Genomic DNA, 16,109 nt, shown 5'->3' with positions numbered 1-16,109 from the left:
TTTTTAGTTGATATGAACCTTTATAATTAAATAAATCGTATAAATTAGCACATTGTTTGTATTTTGACACGTAATATTACATTTACCGCACAATAATTGCTGAATATGAAAAGGATCCTCATCATTGATGATGAAGTTAATGTGGCGTTATTGCTATCGAAGTTTTTGACGCGGAATGGGTTTGACGTTAGTACGGCATCAAGCGGTACCGGGGGGATGGAAGCGTTGAAAAATGGTGAATATCAACTTGTACTATGTGATTTCAGGCTCGAAGATACCGACGGCCGCGAAATGCTCCGCAATATTAAAATTCAATATCCAAAAACAGGGGTTATCATCATCACCGGTTATTCAGATATTAAAATGGCGGTTGAGCTTATTAAAATGGGGGCCTATGATTATATCACCAAGCCGCTGTATCCTGATGAAATATTAAATACTATTAATAAGGCACTTGAAACTCACCACGCCCTGGTTGAAATTGACGAGGAGCCACAGGCGGCTATTTTACCTGAGAAAACTAAAGTTAACACCGTAAAAAAAACCGTTTTTGCGGCCGACTTTGTAACCGGCACCAGCCGCGCGTCAAAAGAGCTTGCCCGGCAGATAGAGCTGGTAGCACCAACAAACTACAGTGTTATTATTTTAGGCGAAAGCGGTACCGGAAAAGAATCAGTAGCGAAAAGCATTCACCTCAACAGTCCGCGGCATAACCAGCCTTTTATAGCAATGGATTGCGGCTCCTTAACCAAGGAGCTCGCGGCAAGCGAGTTTTTCGGCCACGAAAAGGGCTCATTTACCGGCGCTTTATATACTAAAATAGGTCACTTTGAAATGGCTAACGGAGGTACTTTATTTTTAGATGAAGTGGGCAACCTTTCATACGAGATCCAGGCGGCTTTACTTCGTACCGTACAGGAACGTAAAGTCAAAAGAATAGGCAGTACCAAAGAGATAGATCTTGATGTACGTATTATCATAGCCACCAACGAGAACCTGCAGGAGGGGATCCAGAAAGGCCGTTTCCGCGAAGATCTTTATCATCGCTTTAACGAGTTTAGCATTTACATGCCGCCATTGCGTGAGCGCGGCCATGATATTATATTACTGGCCGAACATTTTTTAAAAATAGCCAACCAGGAGCTCGGGCGCAACGTGGAATCGTTTTCGCAGGAGGTTGTGGATTGCTTTATGAATTACCGCTGGCAGGGCAATATCCGCGAGCTTAAAAACGTGATCCGCCGTGCAGCGCTTTTGGCCGAGGGCAATGAGATCACGCTTAAAGCTTTGCCGCTTGAAATGTCGACCTATAAATTATCATATGAAACGGCTAATCATTATACCCAGCATCATCATACCACAGCGCATGCGGTAGAAGCGCCCGAGGCTAAAGAACCCCGTCACGACCTTAAAAATGCCGCGCTCGAGGCCGAGTACGAAACAATTATAAGGGTGTTAAGGGAAGTTAATTTCAACAAAACCAAAGCTGCCGAGATCCTGAATATCGACCGCAAAACCCTTTATAATAAAATGAAGGCCATTAACCTTAAGTAAAATGGGGGCTCATGAAGAAAAGGACGATGCTGAGGCCATGCGTAAATTAAGGCACGATATAAAAAATCAATTATCAAACATTCACCTGGCGCTTGAGCAATTACGGTATGAAATACCCAATCCAACATCAGATTGTTTGTTTTACATGGATACGATAGAAATAAGTTCAATCCGGATCAATACCCTGCTTAACGATACCAATTAAAGGCGTTGCAATTAATGCTTGAAACGCTAAAACTTTTTGGCGTTTTTTTGTTTAAGCAAGTATCAATCAACAGCCTACATGTCAGTCTTCAATTATAAGCAGCGCAACAATATTATTCTGGCGAGTATCATTATACTTGGGTGTTTTTTACTATATGCGCTCAGCAGCTTATTTAGCTCAATTCTTGGCGCCGTAGTGCTGTTCACCATTTTTCGCCCTCTTTACATCAATCTTGCCGAAAATAGAGGATGGAACCCCTCTTTAGTAGCCCTGCTTATTATTTTTATATCGCTTATTGTTATTGTGATCCCTTTTTTAACACTAAGCATAATGGTTGTGGGCAAAATTTCAAGCATCAACCTTAAAGATCTTCCTATTGACCAATGGATTTCAAAAATTGATGCGTTTGCCGGGGCTAACCTTAATCAACCTCATTTTGCCGAAGAGACTTTACAAAAATTAGGCACTTTTGCCACCGGCCTCTTCCCGTCTATACTGGGCAGTGCGGCCAACACTATATTGACCCTGCTGGTATTGTATATTATACTATATTTCATGTTTACACAAATACGTGAATTTGAGGCCGGGTTATTGAAATATGCGCCATTCAGAGAGCAGCATGCATTGAAATTTGCCAATGCCCTGCGCGATTCTACCTATTCAAACGTTTTAGGCCAGGGAATTATAGCACTTACACAGGGAATATTACTGGCCAACGGATTTTGGATATTCGGCATCCCCGACCCGATTTTTTGGGGGGTTATCGCTATCTTTATTTCGTTTTTACCTGTGGTAGGGGCGCCAACGCTATGTATCCCGGCAAGCATTGTATTGTTTGCACAGGGGCACAACTGGCAGGGAGTAGCCTTACTGGCTTATGGTTTATTGTTCATTGGCAATATTGATAATTTTTTGCGCATGGTCATTAACAAACGCGTTGCCAACACACACCCTATTATTTCAATAATAGGCGTTTTTATAGGCCTTCCCCTTTTCGGGATTCTTGGCCTGGTGTTTGGCCCGGTGCTGCTATCCTATTTCCTGCTGCTGATGGAAATTTATGAAACAAACCGCATGGCGGCCGACAGGCTTGAACGGATAAACAGCGTATAAAATATACCGTACAAGCCTGAATAGTTTTGTGAACACAGGGTAAAATTTATTTGGCTGATAAAAGTTAATTTATACTTAAATAAAAATAATTGTGCCAAATGCACATATTTGGCAGGATATTTACACGTAACTAATCAAATGTTCAACTTTTAATTATATTACAATGAATGATAACTCAAAAGTAGTTGTTGCATTGCTTGCCGGTTTAGCAGCAGGGGCAGCGTTAGGTATTTTGTTTGCACCTGATAAAGGCAATGAAACCCGCGACAAGCTTACCGAATCATTAAAAAACCTGGGAGAGTCGATAAAAGATACTGCGGCTGCCGAAATTGACAACCTGGTTGGCTTAAAAGACAAAGTTGTTGAAAACATCAAGTCGAAAATTAAAGGCGCCGAAGAAGAATACCAGGACGACCTCGAGCACGCATAAGCATGTATAACACCAATCCCGGATGCGGATAAAAAAACATCCGGGATATATAACCTTACCCATGGAAGATAAAAAAGAGACTCAACCACCAGTACCCCCAATAGTTGATCAGTTAAAGGAGTATGCCGAAACCCGGTTTAAACTTTTAAAATACGAAGCTATTGAAGGTGGTACCTCCATATTAGCAAGCATCATTGCCGATTTGGTGACTGTAATAAGCATGGTACTGGCTTTTCTTTTTGCAAGTGTTACCTTAGGCTTTTTTCTTGCCGATATCTTACACTCCTACTGGATGGGTTTTGGATGCATTGCCGTGCTTTACTTTTTGATAGCCATGTTTATCAAGATATTTAAACGACACCTTGAAAGGCCGCTTATCAACATCTTTATTCAAAAAATATTTAAAAGATAAACCATGGATCTTCATATCACCAACATCAGCGATCTGCAAGCCGAAATATTCAGGTTAAAAACGCTTGAAAAACAGCAATCGGTGGCTTTGAAGGCACGCGTTAACAGCCCGTCTGCTTTATTTTCAACTGTGCTTACGCTGTTCCCGCGTTCAAATGATACCGATGGTGTAAAAAATACCAGTTTTTTCCATCCCGATATCCTCAACCTCATCTCCAGGTTCGTGATTCCGCTTACATTGAATAAAACGCTTTTTAAACACTCCAACTTTCTGGTAAAAACACTGGTTGGCCTGGTATCACAAAAGGCTTCAAACTATGTTAATGAGGATACCGTGAGCAGTATTTGGGACAAAGCAAAAGCGCTTTTCGCCAAGTTCACCAAAAAGAAAGATGACGCTGCATATAAACCTGAGCCATATGTTAAGCCTGTGGGCGGGGCTGTCGTATAATAATTTTTACACGAATGCTAATATTCGAATTTCTCAAACTTGCTATACAGATCCATTAAACCAATTCGTGTAATTCGATTTAATTGTTCTATGGCACGCAAATCATTCGTGTTAAAATAATTTCAATATTTTTGCGCTTTATTTTAAAAACGTAAAGTGGGAAAAGATAAGTTAAGGCGTTTTGCCGAGGTTGAAACCTTTAATAATGTATTGCAATTAGATGCGGGCAAGCCCTTTAAAGGCCGGTGGGCCGCTGAATTTTTTAAGAATGAGAACCCGGTTGTGCTTGAACTGGCCTGTGGCAAAGGCGAATATACCGTGAACCTCGCGCGGATGTTCCCCAATAAAAACTTCATTGGTATCGACTACAAAGGCAACCGCATTTGGCGCGGCGCCAAAACTGCTCTTGAAGACGGTGTGCCTAATGTTGCTTTTTTACGCATCCAGATCGAAAATCTGCTTGATTATTTTGCTCCCGGCGAAATAGACGAGATCTGGATCACTTTTCCCGACCCGCAGCCGCAATTAAGCCGCGAGAAAAAGCGATTAACTTCACCACGGTTCTTAGATAAATATATCATCGTCTTAAAACCGGGCGGCTGTGTTAACCTTAAAACTGATAACGACGGACTGCACGCCTACACTGCCGAAAAAATTGACGAGCTGAAGCTGAATCTGCACGTTAAAACTGAAGACCTCTACAATTCAGCATATGCCGATGAGGTGCTATCTATCAAAACCTACTACGAGAAAAAATATTTAAAGGATAACAAGAACATTAACTACCTTAAGTTTTCATTTACCGAAAACGCTTAATGGAAGATATTAATTTTTTTGAAAAAGTTTACCAGGTAGCCCGGCTCATTCCGCCGGGCCGGGTGACCTCATATGGAGCTATTGCAGCCTATCTTGGTACCAAAGGCTCATCGCGGATGGTAGGCTGGGCCATGCAGGCGGCCGGGAATGTAAAGCCTCCGGTACCTGCACACAGGGTAGTAAACCGCCAGGGTTTGTTAACTGCCAAAGCCCATTTCGGCGGCAACCGCATGGCCGGGATGCTGGAAAGCGAAGGTGTAAAAGTAGTTGACGATCAGGTGCAGAATTTTAAAACAGTTTTTTGGGACCCTATGATAGAGCTGGCGCTGTGATATCTCACTTTAATCAAAATGCGCCGCCGCCCAGCCCTTGCCCGGCATCGGCAAAGAAATCTTCGTGCTAACCCCTGTTTTTATTAAGTGCCTGACTATCAGCTAACAAATCGAACACATTCAAATTTCTGTTAACCCTGTTAACCCCCGGCGTTACTGTCTGTGTTTGGTGTTAACAGCTGCGGAGAAGAACCGGGCGTCGGCAGTACAATAAAGCTATTCCGTAAACTGCAGCAGCTCCATCCTGTTCCCAAATGGATCAATAAATGAAAACCGCGTGCGATCCGGAAGAACAGGTTCTTCCCAAAACTCAACGCCATGGCTTTCCAGGTGCCGGCGGGCTTCTGCAATATCGGTAACCTCAAAGGCCGTATGCCGCGATGTGCGCGGCAAAGCATCTTCAGTACTTAAATGAAGCTGGATATCTGATATCTGAAACCAATAGCCTTTTGAATTAAAGGCCGGCCGTTCTATCTGCTGTAACCCCACAACGTCAGTATAAAAAATTCTTGCTTCTTCCAGCCGTTCTAACGGAACGCAAACCTGGATATGGTCGGCACGTTTAAAGTTGATCATAAGCCCCTCTAAATCCCCCCTAAAGAAGGCGATTTTAATTAAATTATTAATTTCTATGATAACCTCGGTTATTCATGCTCGGCAAAAGTAAGCACATAACCGTTATTATCCATTATGGAGAATTCGGTAGCGCCGTAAAAGGTAGTTTCGAGGCCTTTTAGTACGGTTACTTTATCCTTTATCTCTTCAAAAAAAGCACGGATATTTTTCAGGTTGATGTACAACAGTAATGAGCCGCCGTCGGTACGGCTTATCTCAGGCAGATCATCGGCCAGGCTGCTAAAGGTTTGGAACATCATGGTAACGCTTCCGTTAGTCATCATGGCCCAAACAAGATCGGGTCCGGTTTCGGGTACACTCATGGCTACTTTAAAACCAAGCAGTTCATAAAAGCTGATGGTTGCATTAATATCGTTTACAAAAATGTTAGGTGATAAACTTTCCATAATTAGTGTGTAAAGAATTTGGTTAACGCCATAAAAATAGCAATCCAATCTTTTAAATGCTAAATATTTTAGCTTAATTAGCTTAAATTTTTATTAACAAACACAAACATACAGTGGGAAAACTTGTAGAAGAATTTGACGACTATCGCTCTAAAATGAACGACAGGATCATGGAAACCGCCAATACCAACATTAAACGCTTTTTTGCGCTCGATACCACCAGCTATGCCGAAGGTGCACTGGATGTTAAAACCAAAGAAATGCTCGGCCTGGTTGCCAGCATGGTTTTACGCTGCGACGATTGTATTAAATACCACCTCGGCAAATGCCACGAAGCCGGCGTCAACCATGATGAAATGAACGAGATTTTTATGATAGCCAACCTGGTAGGTGGTTCGATAGTTATCCCGCATTACCGCAGGGCTGTTGAGTATTGGGATGAGTTAAATGAAGTGAAATAAGTACGTAACAGCGGCGTTATAAGGAGTGAAGCAAATTCCTGTTTAGCATTATAGGATTCGCTCCTCGTAATACCGTTGTTTAATCCTTTACTTAACCTTTTCACGCCATGTACAGACCTAAATTCCGCAGAAAGCATTTTGACGTAGACATGTTTCCGATGTTCAACTTGCTGCTGGTTGTGTTATTATTTCTTATGCTGAGTGGGCGCCCCGCAATACGTTATCCTATTTTAATCAATTTGCCAATTGGCCATTGTTTTAATACTGCAGATCCGGAAACTTACACAACTACTATACTCGTAGGACAACAAAAGCTAATGCTAAAGTTTGATGCAGCGGACATACAAGAGGAAACACTAAAACAAATGGGAGATAGATACGATACCGGTTTCACGCCTGCGGAGATAACTAAATTTGGCGAAACGGATGTGATCGGGACGCCATTGGCTCAAATCAAAAAATATATTTCGGGTTATTACAACGCTACAGGCTATTACAATCAACCGGGATTAAGGCTCGATGAATTAGCCGAATGGATAAAAGAATCACGCAAAGCTACATTTGAAAAACATAATAGAAGATCGCGCATTTTTATCATGGCCGATGGAGAAACTCCTTATCCTGAGATCAAAAACATAATAGACATGTTAGATCAGCAAAAAATCACCAAATTTTCAATCATTTATTCCTATCTAAGACAAATATAATGAGCAATCAAACCAACGACCTAACCCGCTGCTCCTGGGCCGGAACAGACGAATTGTACATAAAATATCACGACCAGGAGTGGGGTAAAGAAGTGCATGACGATGACACTTTTTTCGAGTTCATGATCCTTGAGTCGGCACAGGCCGGGCTTAGCTGGATCACTATTTTACGGCGTAGAGAAGCTTACCGTAAAGCCTTCGCCAATTTTGATGTGCAAAAAGTGGCATCCTTTACCGATGAAGATGTTGAACACCTGCTGCAAGATGAAGGGATTATCCGAAATCGTCTTAAAATACAAACCTCCATCAGCAATGCCAAATTGTTTATAGACATACAAAAGGAGTTTGGCTCATTTGATAAATACCTGTATAGTTTTATGCCGGGAGGGAAAACCATCATGAACAACTCTAACGTTACACCGGCAACCAGTCCCGAGTCCGATGCGATAGCCAAAGACATGAAAAAGCGCGGTTTTAAATTTTTCGGCAGCACCATTTGCTACGCTTTTATGCAGGCCACAGGCATGGTGAATGATCATATCCCTGCTTGTAGTTTCAAGTAGTTTGGGATTTAACCGGTTTGATTTTGAATTGGAAGGGATGATTATTCGTCAACATTAATTGTATTTTTGAAACAAGAAAACCGCATTGATCATTTAATTTATCAGTGCATCATAATGAAATCACTTACTATCGCTCATTTTAAAATCTGTGAAATCACAAATCAATCGGTGAAATCCCGGAAAATAAAAATTAGTGAAATCATAAAAAGATGAAAAAACTATTTCTTTTGGATGGCATGGCCCTTATCTACCGGGCTCATTTTGCTTTAAGTAAAACACCACGGTTTACCTCAACCGGGCTAAACACCTCGGCAATGATGGGGTTTACCAACACCCTGCTGGATGTTTTGAAAAAGGAGGCCCCTACCCACATGGCCGTGGTTTTTGATACCGAAGCACCAACTGAACGACATACCGATTTTGAAGGCTACAAAGCTCATCGTGAAGCCATGCCCGAAGATTTGGCAAAGGCATTACCTTATGTTATAAAAATCATATTGGGTTTTAACATACCGGTTATCACCTCCGACGGATACGAGGCCGACGATATTATCGGTACGCTTGCAAAAAAAGCTGAGCAAAAGGGCTACACTGTTTATTGTATGACGCCTGATAAGGATTTTGGCCAACTGGTATCAGATAATATTTTCATTTACAAACCGGCCCGCATGGGTAACGAGATGGAAATACAGGGCGTTAAAGAAATACTGGCCAAATGGGAAATTGAGCGTGTTGACCAGGTGATAGATATTTTAGGGCTATGGGGCGATGCGGTAGACGGCATTCCGGGCATTCCGGGCATCGGCGAAAAAACGGCCAAAGCCCTTATTAAACAATATGGCTCGATGGAAAACATCTTTGAGCATAGCCATGAGCTTAAAGGAAAGCAGCGCGAAAACGTTGAACAGTTTAAAGATCAGGGCCTGATGTCGAAAAAACTGGCTACCATATTGCTAAATGTACCTGTTGAGCTGGATGAAGAAGGCCTCGAAGTATGCGCTCCAAGTAAGGAACTATTAGAGCCGCTTTTTGCCGAATTGGAGTTCCGTACTTTAGGCAAGCGTGTATTTGGTGATGATTTCAGTATTACTGAACTGAAACTGGCCGGAACCCAGATCGATCTTTTTGGCAATCCAACGGCAACCGGTCGTACCACCATGACGGTTGATGTGGAAGATATTCGTGAGGACCTGATCATCGCTGCCAAAAATATTAACAATACGCCGCATGAGTATCATTTGGCCGACACCCTTGAAAAACGCGCCGAACTGATCAAAGTATTAGCGCAGCAGCAAACCATCTGCTTCGATACTGAAACCACCGGTACCGATCCTAATCATTGCGAACTGGTAGGCCTGTCGTTTTCTGTTAAACCAGGACAGGGCTGGTATGTACCCGTCCCTGCCGACCAGGCGGGAGCACAAAGCATTGTTACCGAATTTAAAGCAGTGCTTGAAAATGAAAATATCGGCAAAATAGGGCAAAACATTAAGTTTGATATCCTGATGCTGAAATGGTACAACATCGAAGTGAAAGGAACTCTGTTTGATACCATGCTGGCCCATTACATCCTTGATCCGGATACCCGCCACAATATGGATATCCTGTCGGAAAATTACCTTGGCTACAAACCGGTTTCCATAACAGAACTTATCGGGCCCAAAGGCAAAAATCAGGGCAATATGCGCGATGTGGATTTTGAAAAAATTAAAGAATACGCAGCCGAAGACGCCGACATCACCCTGCAGCTAAAAGATGTTTTTGAGCCTAAACTAAAAGAGGTTGAAGGCGAAAAACTGGTGAACGAGATAGAGCACCCGCTTATTTATGTACTGGCAGATATGGAGTACGAAGGCGTAAAAATAGACCACGATACACTGCGCGATTTTAGCAAGCAACTGGAAACCGACATTGCCCAATACGAGAAAACGGTTTATGAAAAAGCGGGCGTAAAATTCAACATCGCATCACCAAAACAACTGGGCGAGGTTTTGTTTGAAAAACTGATGCTTGACCCAAAAGCCAAAAAAACCAAAACAGGTCAGTATCAAACCGGAGAGGACGTATTGCTTTCATTAGCTGCCAAGAGCGATATTGTACGCGATATCCTTGATTTCCGCCAGCTGCAAAAATTAAAGTCGACCTATGTTGACGCACTGCCGCAGATGGTGAACCCTAAAACAGGCAGAGTACATACATCATACAACCAGGCTGTTGCCGCAACAGGCCGATTAAGCAGCGTTAACCCCAACCTGCAAAATATCCCTATCCGCACCGAGCGCGGCCGCGAAGTGAGAAAGGCGTTTATCCCGAGGGATAGCAATCATACCATCGTATCTGCGGATTATTCGCAGATCGAACTGCGCATCATTGCCGAGATCAGCAAAGATCCTAACATGATGCAAGCCTTTATCAATAACCACGATATCCACACGGCAACAGCGGCCAACGTTTACGGCATCGGGCTTGACGAGGTAACCAGCGATCAGCGTCGCAACGCCAAGGCGGTTAATTTCGGCATTATTTACGGGCAGTCGGCCTTTGGCTTATCGCAAAGCCTGGGCATACCACGTAAAGAAGCTGCCGAAATTATTGAACAATACTTTATCCAGTTTGCCGGCATTAAACAATACATGAGCGATACCATGAACTTCGCCCGCGAAAACGGATATGTGTGCACCTTGATGGGCCGCCGCCGCTACCTGCGCGATATCAATTCGGCCAATGCAACCGTTCGCGGTTTTGCTGAACGAAATGCTATTAACGCCCCTATACAGGGTTCGGCTGCCGATATGATCAAAATAGCCATGATCAACATTCACCGGGAGTTCAAAGCCCAAAAGCTGGATGCCCGCATGACCATGCAGGTACATGACGAGTTGGTGTTTGACGTGCCTAATCATGAGGTAGAGATCGTAAAACCGATCATTATGCACAACATGAAAACAGCCATCAAAACCGAGGTACCTATTATGGTGGAGATTGGAACAGGATTAAACTGGCTGGAGGCGCATTAGCCCCCCGGCCCCCTAAAGGGGGTGCTTCTAAAAATTTGATCCTTGCGGTAGGTTACAAACGAGCGCAAGTTAAAGCGGCCATGTCTCCGTGCGATTGCCGCGCTTCGCTCGCAATTGGCATAATTTAGATACTATTGCGGCTAATCCATTAGCAACAGCCTTTGATTCCTATTTTCCCGCTATTCTCAATCCTGCCCTTTTCCCTATCATTTTTACAACTATAGCATCTTAACGGTAATAAAATCTCAGTGCTTTTAATCTAAATTTTACAAAACTATATTAATTGCCGCGGGTTTCTCTTTTGGTAATCTTTGCTTAAATTGAGCCAATAAAACCTGAATGAAAATATACCATTTGAGTGCCGAGTGCTATCCCGTTGCTAAAGTTGGCGGGCTTGCCGATGTTGTTGGCGCATTGCCTAAGTACCAGAACCTTGCAGGTTTGCAGGCTGCAGTTGTTATGCCTTTTTACGATCGTAAGTTTACCCAGGAAAACGACTTTGAAATTGTGTTTGCTGCTGCAACCTTACTCGGTAATCGCCGACTTTTCTTCGAGATATTGAAAGAGAAAACAAACAAACTCGGTTTTGAACTTTATTTAGTAAAAATTCCTGGCTTGCTCGACAGGGAAAATATCTACAGTTACCCTGATGAGCGCGACCAGTTCATGGCTTTTCAATTGGCATTTTTAGATTGGATCAGCTATTCGCAACAAACACCCGATCTGATCCATTGTCATGACCACCATGCCGGTTTAGTCCCATTCCTGCTTTATCATTCCAAACTGTATACAAGGCTGGCCAATACGCCAACCATATTTACCATACACAACGGCCAGTACCACGGCGCTTTCGGCTGGGACAGGCTATCCTTATTGCCAGAAATCGACCTGACCAAAACAGGTTTGCTTGACTGGGCCGGCGGTATCAATCCACTTGCCGCCGCGGTTAAATGCAGCTGGCGTTATACCACGGTATCACCTACTTACCTGGAGGAACTTACCTACAACTCAAACGGCTTGGAGTACCTGTTTTATATTGAGCGGGCAAAAGGTTATGGCATCATGAATGGCATCGACACCGAGGTTTGGAACCCGCAAACCGACCCAATGATCCCGACCAAATTTTCGGCTAAAACATTGGCTAAAGGCAAAAGGGCTAATAAAGAAGCTATTTGCAACCGCTTTGAGCTCGATCCGGAAAAACCGTTATTCACCTTTATCGGTCGCCTCGTTGTTGAAAAAGGCGCAGATCTGCTGCCTGCCGCTATTGAACGCAGCCTGCTCGAAAACGAAGGCGAAGTAAACTTTATCATATTAGGCGCCGGCGATAAGGAAAACGAATTGGCGCTGCTTCAGCTTAAAAATAAATATCCTGAGCATTGTAATGTATTTATTGGCTATGACGAGTCATTGGCACACTTGATTTATGCCGGGGCCGATTTCCTGCTGATGCCATCACGCGTGGAACCTTGCGGCCTTAACCAACTGTATGCGCTACGTTACGGCACCATGCCAATTGTACGTACCACTGGTGGATTGAAAGATTCTGTTATTGATTTCGGCGATGAGGGGGGCTACGGGATCCGCTTTGTACAGGCCAGCGTGCAGGATATTTGCCACTCGGTTTTCAGGGCAAAACAACTTTATCAGGATAGCGCAAAAATGCAGCAGCTCCGCAAGCAAATGATAACACTTGATTTTTCATGGGCTCGCTCAACACAACAATACACTGAACTATACGAAAGCTTAAAACTAACTTTATGACATCCAAAGTAATCTCCATTGTGCTCGGTGGCGGCCAGGGCAGCCGTTTATCACCGCTTACCGCAACGCGGTCAAAGCCGGCAGTTCCAATTGCGGGTAAATATCGTTTGGTGGATATTCCCATTTCAAACTGTTTGCACTCGGGTATTACGCGTATTTATGTGTTAACGCAGTTTAATTCGGCCTCGTTAAACAAGCACATCAAAAACACGTACCATTTCAGCAGCTTTAGCGATGCTTTTGTTGACATCCTGGCGGCAGAGCAAACACCATCAAGCGTGGCCTGGTTCCAGGGTACGGCTGATGCTGTAAGGCAAAGCTTACACCATTTGGCGGTGCATGAGTTTGAGTATGTACTGATCCTTTCGGGCGATCAGCTGTACCAAATGGATTTTGAAGATATGATCAACCATCATATCGAAACCAATGCCGAAATTTCGATAGCTACTATCCCGGTTGATGCAGCCGATGTTCCGGGCTTCGGAATCCTGAAAACGGACGAGAACAACATGATCACCTCGTTTATCGAAAAGCCTAAAAGCAATTTCGAAAGCTGGGCGTCAGAGGTTAGTCCGGAAATGGAAGCTGAAGGCCGTGTATACCTGGCGTCAATGGGTATCTACATCTTTAATCGAAAATTGCTATATGAATTGCTTGAAGGTAACGAACGTACCGATTTTGGTAAAGAAATCATCCCGCAATCAATTGAAGGCCATCGCGTAGCCAGTTATCAATACGAAGGCTACTGGACAGATATTGGTACTATCCCTTCATTTTTTGAGGCCAATCTGGGTTTAACCGATAATATCCCCAAGTTTAACCTTTTTGATAAAAACCCGATCTACACCCGTGCGCGCATGTTGCCGCCCTCAAAAATATCAGGCACGCTGATGGAAAAATCTATCGTTGCCGACGGTTGTATTATCAATGCCAAACAGATCACCCATTCTATAATAGGGATCCGTACCCGCATTGGTGTTAATACCATTATCGAAAACTGTTACGTAATGGGCAGCGACAATTATCAAACCCTTGAGGAAATTGCCGAATGTAAAGAAAGCGGTTCGCCAATTATGGGCATCGGCGATAATTGCCATATCCAAAACGCCATTATTGATAAAAATACTTACATCGGTAATAATGTAACCATTAACTGCGGCGAGAAGCTTGAAGATGGTGATTACGGCACTCATACTGTACAAGACGGTATTGTTGTAGTAAAAAAACGGGCTATAATACCGAGCGGCACAGTTATTTAATTAAAAAATAAAAAAAACAAACCATAGTTAATTTGTTATAGATAGAACTAACCATCTAAAACATAATCAACTATGAAAAAGGCACTATGTATGATCGCTTTAGCAGCGATCTCCTTCAGCAGCGTTTTCGCTCATGGTACAATGGTTCGCCCGTCAAAAGGCATTATGCAAACTGATACAACCAAGAAGAAGAAAACGAAGAAAATGAAAAAAGATACCACCATGAAAAAAGACACCATGAAGATGAAAAGGAAATAAGTCTTTAGTCGGAAACCGGAAGTGTAAGTCCGGTTTGGTATCAAACAGCAAAAGGCCCGGTATTATCGAGCCTTTTGCTGTTTGATAATCATCATGCTGAACTTGTTTCAGCACCCCACATGCTGAGTTTACGACCTGCCATGCGGCTCTGCTTTATGGGTTCCCGAAACAAGTTCGGGATGACCGTTAGGTGTGTTTTTACAACTCTATAGTTTCACCAATAGCCGGCAACTTCAAATTCAAACCAGCTTTGATAAATTTCTCGGTTACTTCATCTTTATCAATTTTGATAACTGGGAATGAGTCGTAATGAATGCCGATGATGTTTTTACAATTGATGAACGCCGACGCTTTAATGGCATCATCTGCCCCCATAGTGTAATTATCGCCGATAGGCAGAAATGCCCAGTCGAGATTTTCATCGGCCAGTAGTTTCATATCATAGGTAAGGGCAGTATCGCCTGCAAAATAAATAACCTTTCTTTCGGCGTAAATTAAAAAACCGGCTGGATTACCGCCTGGTGAGCCATCAGGCAAGGTGCTTGAATGTACCGCGTTTACCATTTTAACCCTTCCAAACTCAAAGTTAAAACCGCCCCCTATGTTCATGCCATGTACATTTTCAATGCCTTTAGTACCAAGCCATCCGGCAATTTCGGCAATACAAATTACTTTTGCGCCACTGCTTTTTGCAACTTCCAGCAAATCGGCCACATGATCGCCATGCCCGTGCGATACCAGGATATAATCGGGCTTTAAGCTGTGAATGTCAATATCCTTTGCCAGCGGGTTAGGGCTTATAAACGGATCGAAAAGCAGTTTCTTTCCACCAGTTACAATCTCAAGGGCCGACTGGCCATAATAAGTAGTTTTCATAGAATGTAATTTTATGATCTGATCAAAAGTAAACACTTATGCCAGCGATTTGCTTTAATGGCAGAAAAGTTACAGATAGGCGTTTGAACAGATAGTGCTGTGAAACCCTTAAAATGTAAAAAGCGATATAGAAAGAAAAGCGTCATTGCGCGGTACGAAGCAATCACAAACTATACAGATCGGCTCTGCTAATCGGGGATTATTAATAACTATAATTTGTTTTTCCATAGGTATTGATGAGCTCCCTTCGGTCGGTTGTCTGCGTACCTTATAATGACGTGATTGTAAGTTATTGATTATTAAGTGTATTTTTCCGATCAGTTTTATAACATGGGCGTTGCCTGCGGCCCGGGCTTTCCGTTACAAGTCCTCGCTTTTCCTGCCCACAATCCTAACGCTCGCTGTGGGCTTTACACTGCAATCCCTAACGCGGCCCCCGCTCACCATCGCTAAAATATATTTCACATATCATCACGGCCTTTTTCAGGGCTTCCCTGATGGTTACTCGCAATGACGCTTAAATATCTTTAAATACCTACTTAAGCGAATCGGGTTTATTTACCAAACATATTGCCCAGGCCGCCCAAGCCGCCAAACATACTCTGGGTCATGGCTGCCATTTCGCTCTGGTTAATATTTTCAGCTTGCTCAATCGCTTTATTTATAGCCACTACAAGCAGTTCTTCCAGTTCTTCTTTATCAGCACCAGCTAAAAAATCAGGATCTATCTGTACTGATTGGATCACTTTATTGGCGTTAGCGTTAACAACAATTTTGCCGCCCTCGGCCGAGCCCGATACACTGATGCCATCAAGACGTTTTTTCATTTCGCCAGCCTTTTGCTGGGCTTCCATTAATTTATCAAACATT

19 protein-coding genes are annotated in these 16,109 nt (G+C 43.1%); 15 read left to right on the top strand and 4 right to left on the bottom strand.

All coding sequences use genetic code 11. The annotated features are described in order from the left end of the window. The first annotated feature begins 105 nt into the window (after positions 1–105). The 8 genes from MusilaSJ_RS16440 (at position 106) to MusilaSJ_RS16405 (ending at position 5,312) form a co-directional block, all read left to right on the top strand. Positions 106–1,554 carry a sigma-54-dependent transcriptional regulator gene (locus MusilaSJ_RS16440; protein ID WP_274986007.1) on the top strand — a complete coding sequence of 483 codons (1,449 nt, stop codon included), beginning with the start codon at positions 106–108 and terminating at the stop codon, positions 1,552–1,554. Position 1,555: 1 nt separating this feature from the next. Then, positions 1,556–1,759: a hypothetical protein gene (locus MusilaSJ_RS16435; protein ID WP_090532342.1), complete on the top strand. Its 204-nt coding sequence runs from the start codon at positions 1,556–1,558 to the stop codon at positions 1,757–1,759. Positions 1,760–1,837: 78 nt separating this feature from the next. Beyond that, complete coding sequence (locus MusilaSJ_RS16430) at positions 1,838–2,872, top strand: AI-2E family transporter (protein WP_274986006.1); 1,035 nt, start codon at positions 1,838–1,840, stop codon at positions 2,870–2,872. A gap of 163 nt (positions 2,873–3,035) precedes the next feature. After that, entirely contained in the window at positions 3,036–3,302 is a 267-nt protein-coding gene (locus MusilaSJ_RS16425) for a YtxH domain-containing protein (protein ID WP_090532345.1), read from the top strand. A 61-nt stretch (positions 3,303–3,363) separates the two neighbouring features. After that, entirely contained in the window at positions 3,364–3,714 is a 351-nt protein-coding gene (locus MusilaSJ_RS16420) for a phage holin family protein (protein WP_167516304.1), read from the top strand. A 3-nt stretch (positions 3,715–3,717) separates the two neighbouring features. Beyond that, complete coding sequence (locus tag MusilaSJ_RS16415; RefSeq protein ID WP_274986005.1) at positions 3,718–4,164, top strand: hypothetical protein; 447 nt, start codon at positions 3,718–3,720, stop codon at positions 4,162–4,164. Positions 4,165–4,320: 156 nt separating this feature from the next. Next, entirely contained in the window at positions 4,321–4,980 is a 660-nt protein-coding gene (gene trmB, locus MusilaSJ_RS16410; protein ID WP_274986004.1) for a tRNA (guanosine(46)-N7)-methyltransferase TrmB, read from the top strand. Further along, the gene (locus tag MusilaSJ_RS16405; RefSeq protein ID WP_274986003.1) at positions 4,980–5,312 is read left to right on the top strand and encodes an MGMT family protein; all 333 of its coding nucleotides are present in this window, start codon (positions 4,980–4,982) and stop codon (positions 5,310–5,312) included. Before trmB ends, MusilaSJ_RS16405 begins: the two co-directional genes overlap by 1 nt. Positions 5,313–5,528: 216 nt before the next feature. Here MusilaSJ_RS16405 and MusilaSJ_RS16400 read toward each other — a convergent pair whose 3' ends face one another. Further along, complete coding sequence (locus MusilaSJ_RS16400) at positions 5,529–5,888, bottom strand: VOC family protein (protein ID WP_274986002.1); 360 nt, start codon at positions 5,886–5,888, stop codon at positions 5,529–5,531. Between the two features lie 68 nt (positions 5,889–5,956). Then, positions 5,957–6,334, bottom strand: a complete 378-nt coding sequence (locus tag MusilaSJ_RS16395; protein ID WP_274986001.1) for a VOC family protein — start codon at positions 6,332–6,334, stop codon at positions 5,957–5,959. A gap of 113 nt (positions 6,335–6,447) precedes the next feature. Here MusilaSJ_RS16395 and MusilaSJ_RS16390 point away from each other — a divergent pair, with 113 nt between their 5' ends. The 7 genes from MusilaSJ_RS16390 to MusilaSJ_RS16360 all read left to right on the top strand — a co-directional run bounded on the left by MusilaSJ_RS16390 (position 6,448) and on the right by MusilaSJ_RS16360 (position 14,363). Next, on the top strand, positions 6,448–6,795 hold the full coding sequence (locus MusilaSJ_RS16390) for a carboxymuconolactone decarboxylase family protein (RefSeq protein WP_274986000.1): 348 nt from the start codon (positions 6,448–6,450) through the stop codon (positions 6,793–6,795). 107 nt (positions 6,796–6,902) lie between these two features. After that, on the top strand, positions 6,903–7,502 hold the full coding sequence (locus tag MusilaSJ_RS16385) for an ExbD/TolR family protein (protein WP_274985999.1): 600 nt from the start codon (positions 6,903–6,905) through the stop codon (positions 7,500–7,502). Beyond that, complete coding sequence (locus tag MusilaSJ_RS16380) at positions 7,502–8,065, top strand: DNA-3-methyladenine glycosylase I (RefSeq protein ID WP_274985998.1); 564 nt, start codon at positions 7,502–7,504, stop codon at positions 8,063–8,065. The genes MusilaSJ_RS16385 and MusilaSJ_RS16380 overlap by 1 nt, the downstream gene beginning before the upstream one ends. A gap of 209 nt (positions 8,066–8,274) precedes the next feature. Then, positions 8,275–11,082, top strand: coding sequence for a DNA polymerase I (polA, locus tag MusilaSJ_RS16375; protein WP_274985997.1), 2,808 nt, complete (start codon positions 8,275–8,277; stop codon positions 11,080–11,082). Between the two features lie 339 nt (positions 11,083–11,421). Continuing rightward, positions 11,422–12,846, top strand: coding sequence for a glycogen synthase (locus tag MusilaSJ_RS16370; protein WP_274985996.1), 1,425 nt, complete (start codon positions 11,422–11,424; stop codon positions 12,844–12,846). Continuing rightward, positions 12,843–14,105, top strand: coding sequence for a glucose-1-phosphate adenylyltransferase (locus tag MusilaSJ_RS16365; protein ID WP_274985995.1), 1,263 nt, complete (start codon positions 12,843–12,845; stop codon positions 14,103–14,105). Before MusilaSJ_RS16370 ends, MusilaSJ_RS16365 begins: the two co-directional genes overlap by 4 nt. Before the next feature lie 72 nt (positions 14,106–14,177). Then, on the top strand, positions 14,178–14,363 hold the full coding sequence (locus tag MusilaSJ_RS16360) for a hypothetical protein (RefSeq protein ID WP_274985994.1): 186 nt from the start codon (positions 14,178–14,180) through the stop codon (positions 14,361–14,363). Positions 14,364–14,561: 198 nt separating this feature from the next. Here the strand turns inward: MusilaSJ_RS16360 and MusilaSJ_RS16355 are convergent, their stop codons facing one another. Further along, the gene (locus MusilaSJ_RS16355) at positions 14,562–15,239 is read right to left on the bottom strand and encodes a metal-dependent hydrolase (RefSeq protein ID WP_274985993.1); all 678 of its coding nucleotides are present in this window, start codon (positions 15,237–15,239) and stop codon (positions 14,562–14,564) included. A 554-nt stretch (positions 15,240–15,793) separates the two neighbouring features. Next, positions 15,794–16,108 carry a YbaB/EbfC family nucleoid-associated protein gene (locus MusilaSJ_RS16350; protein ID WP_274985992.1) on the bottom strand — a complete coding sequence of 105 codons (315 nt, stop codon included), beginning with the start codon at positions 16,106–16,108 and terminating at the stop codon, positions 15,794–15,796. Position 16,109: the final 1 nt, after the last annotated feature.

It is taken from the genome of Mucilaginibacter sp. SJ (genome assembly GCF_028993635.1).
Lineage (GTDB): Bacteria > Bacteroidota > Bacteroidia > Sphingobacteriales > Sphingobacteriaceae > Mucilaginibacter.
This window is presented reverse-complemented; position numbering and strand designations above follow the sequence as displayed.

Coding starts and splice junctions, on each gene's coding strand:
- MusilaSJ_RS16415 (WP_274986005.1), top strand. CDS start 3,718: ATGGATCTTCATATCACCAACATCAGCGATCTGCAAGCCGAAATATTC.
- MusilaSJ_RS16405 (WP_274986003.1), top strand. CDS start 4,980: ATGGAAGATATTAATTTTTTTGAAAAAGTTTACCAGGTAGCCCGGCTC.
- MusilaSJ_RS16430 (WP_274986006.1), top strand. CDS start 1,838: ATGTCAGTCTTCAATTATAAGCAGCGCAACAATATTATTCTGGCGAGT.
- MusilaSJ_RS16365 (WP_274985995.1), top strand. CDS start 12,843: ATGACATCCAAAGTAATCTCCATTGTGCTCGGTGGCGGCCAGGGCAGC.
- MusilaSJ_RS16355 (WP_274985993.1), bottom strand. CDS start 15,239: ATGAAAACTACTTATTATGGCCAGTCGGCCCTTGAGATTGTAACTGGT.
- MusilaSJ_RS16380 (WP_274985998.1), top strand. CDS start 7,502: ATGAGCAATCAAACCAACGACCTAACCCGCTGCTCCTGGGCCGGAACA.
- MusilaSJ_RS16435 (WP_090532342.1), top strand. CDS start 1,556: ATGGGGGCTCATGAAGAAAAGGACGATGCTGAGGCCATGCGTAAATTA.
- MusilaSJ_RS16370 (WP_274985996.1), top strand. CDS start 11,422: ATGAAAATATACCATTTGAGTGCCGAGTGCTATCCCGTTGCTAAAGTT.
- MusilaSJ_RS16440 (WP_274986007.1), top strand. CDS start 106: ATGAAAAGGATCCTCATCATTGATGATGAAGTTAATGTGGCGTTATTG.
- MusilaSJ_RS16400 (WP_274986002.1), bottom strand. CDS start 5,888: ATGATCAACTTTAAACGTGCCGACCATATCCAGGTTTGCGTTCCGTTA.
- MusilaSJ_RS16425 (WP_090532345.1), top strand. CDS start 3,036: ATGAATGATAACTCAAAAGTAGTTGTTGCATTGCTTGCCGGTTTAGCA.
- MusilaSJ_RS16360 (WP_274985994.1), top strand. CDS start 14,178: ATGAAAAAGGCACTATGTATGATCGCTTTAGCAGCGATCTCCTTCAGC.
- MusilaSJ_RS16350 (WP_274985992.1), bottom strand. CDS start 16,108: ATGTTTGATAAATTAATGGAAGCCCAGCAAAAGGCTGGCGAAATGAAA.
- MusilaSJ_RS16420 (WP_167516304.1), top strand. CDS start 3,364: ATGGAAGATAAAAAAGAGACTCAACCACCAGTACCCCCAATAGTTGAT.
- polA (WP_274985997.1), top strand. CDS start 8,275: ATGAAAAAACTATTTCTTTTGGATGGCATGGCCCTTATCTACCGGGCT.
- MusilaSJ_RS16385 (WP_274985999.1), top strand. CDS start 6,903: ATGTACAGACCTAAATTCCGCAGAAAGCATTTTGACGTAGACATGTTT.
- MusilaSJ_RS16395 (WP_274986001.1), bottom strand. CDS start 6,334: ATGGAAAGTTTATCACCTAACATTTTTGTAAACGATATTAATGCAACC.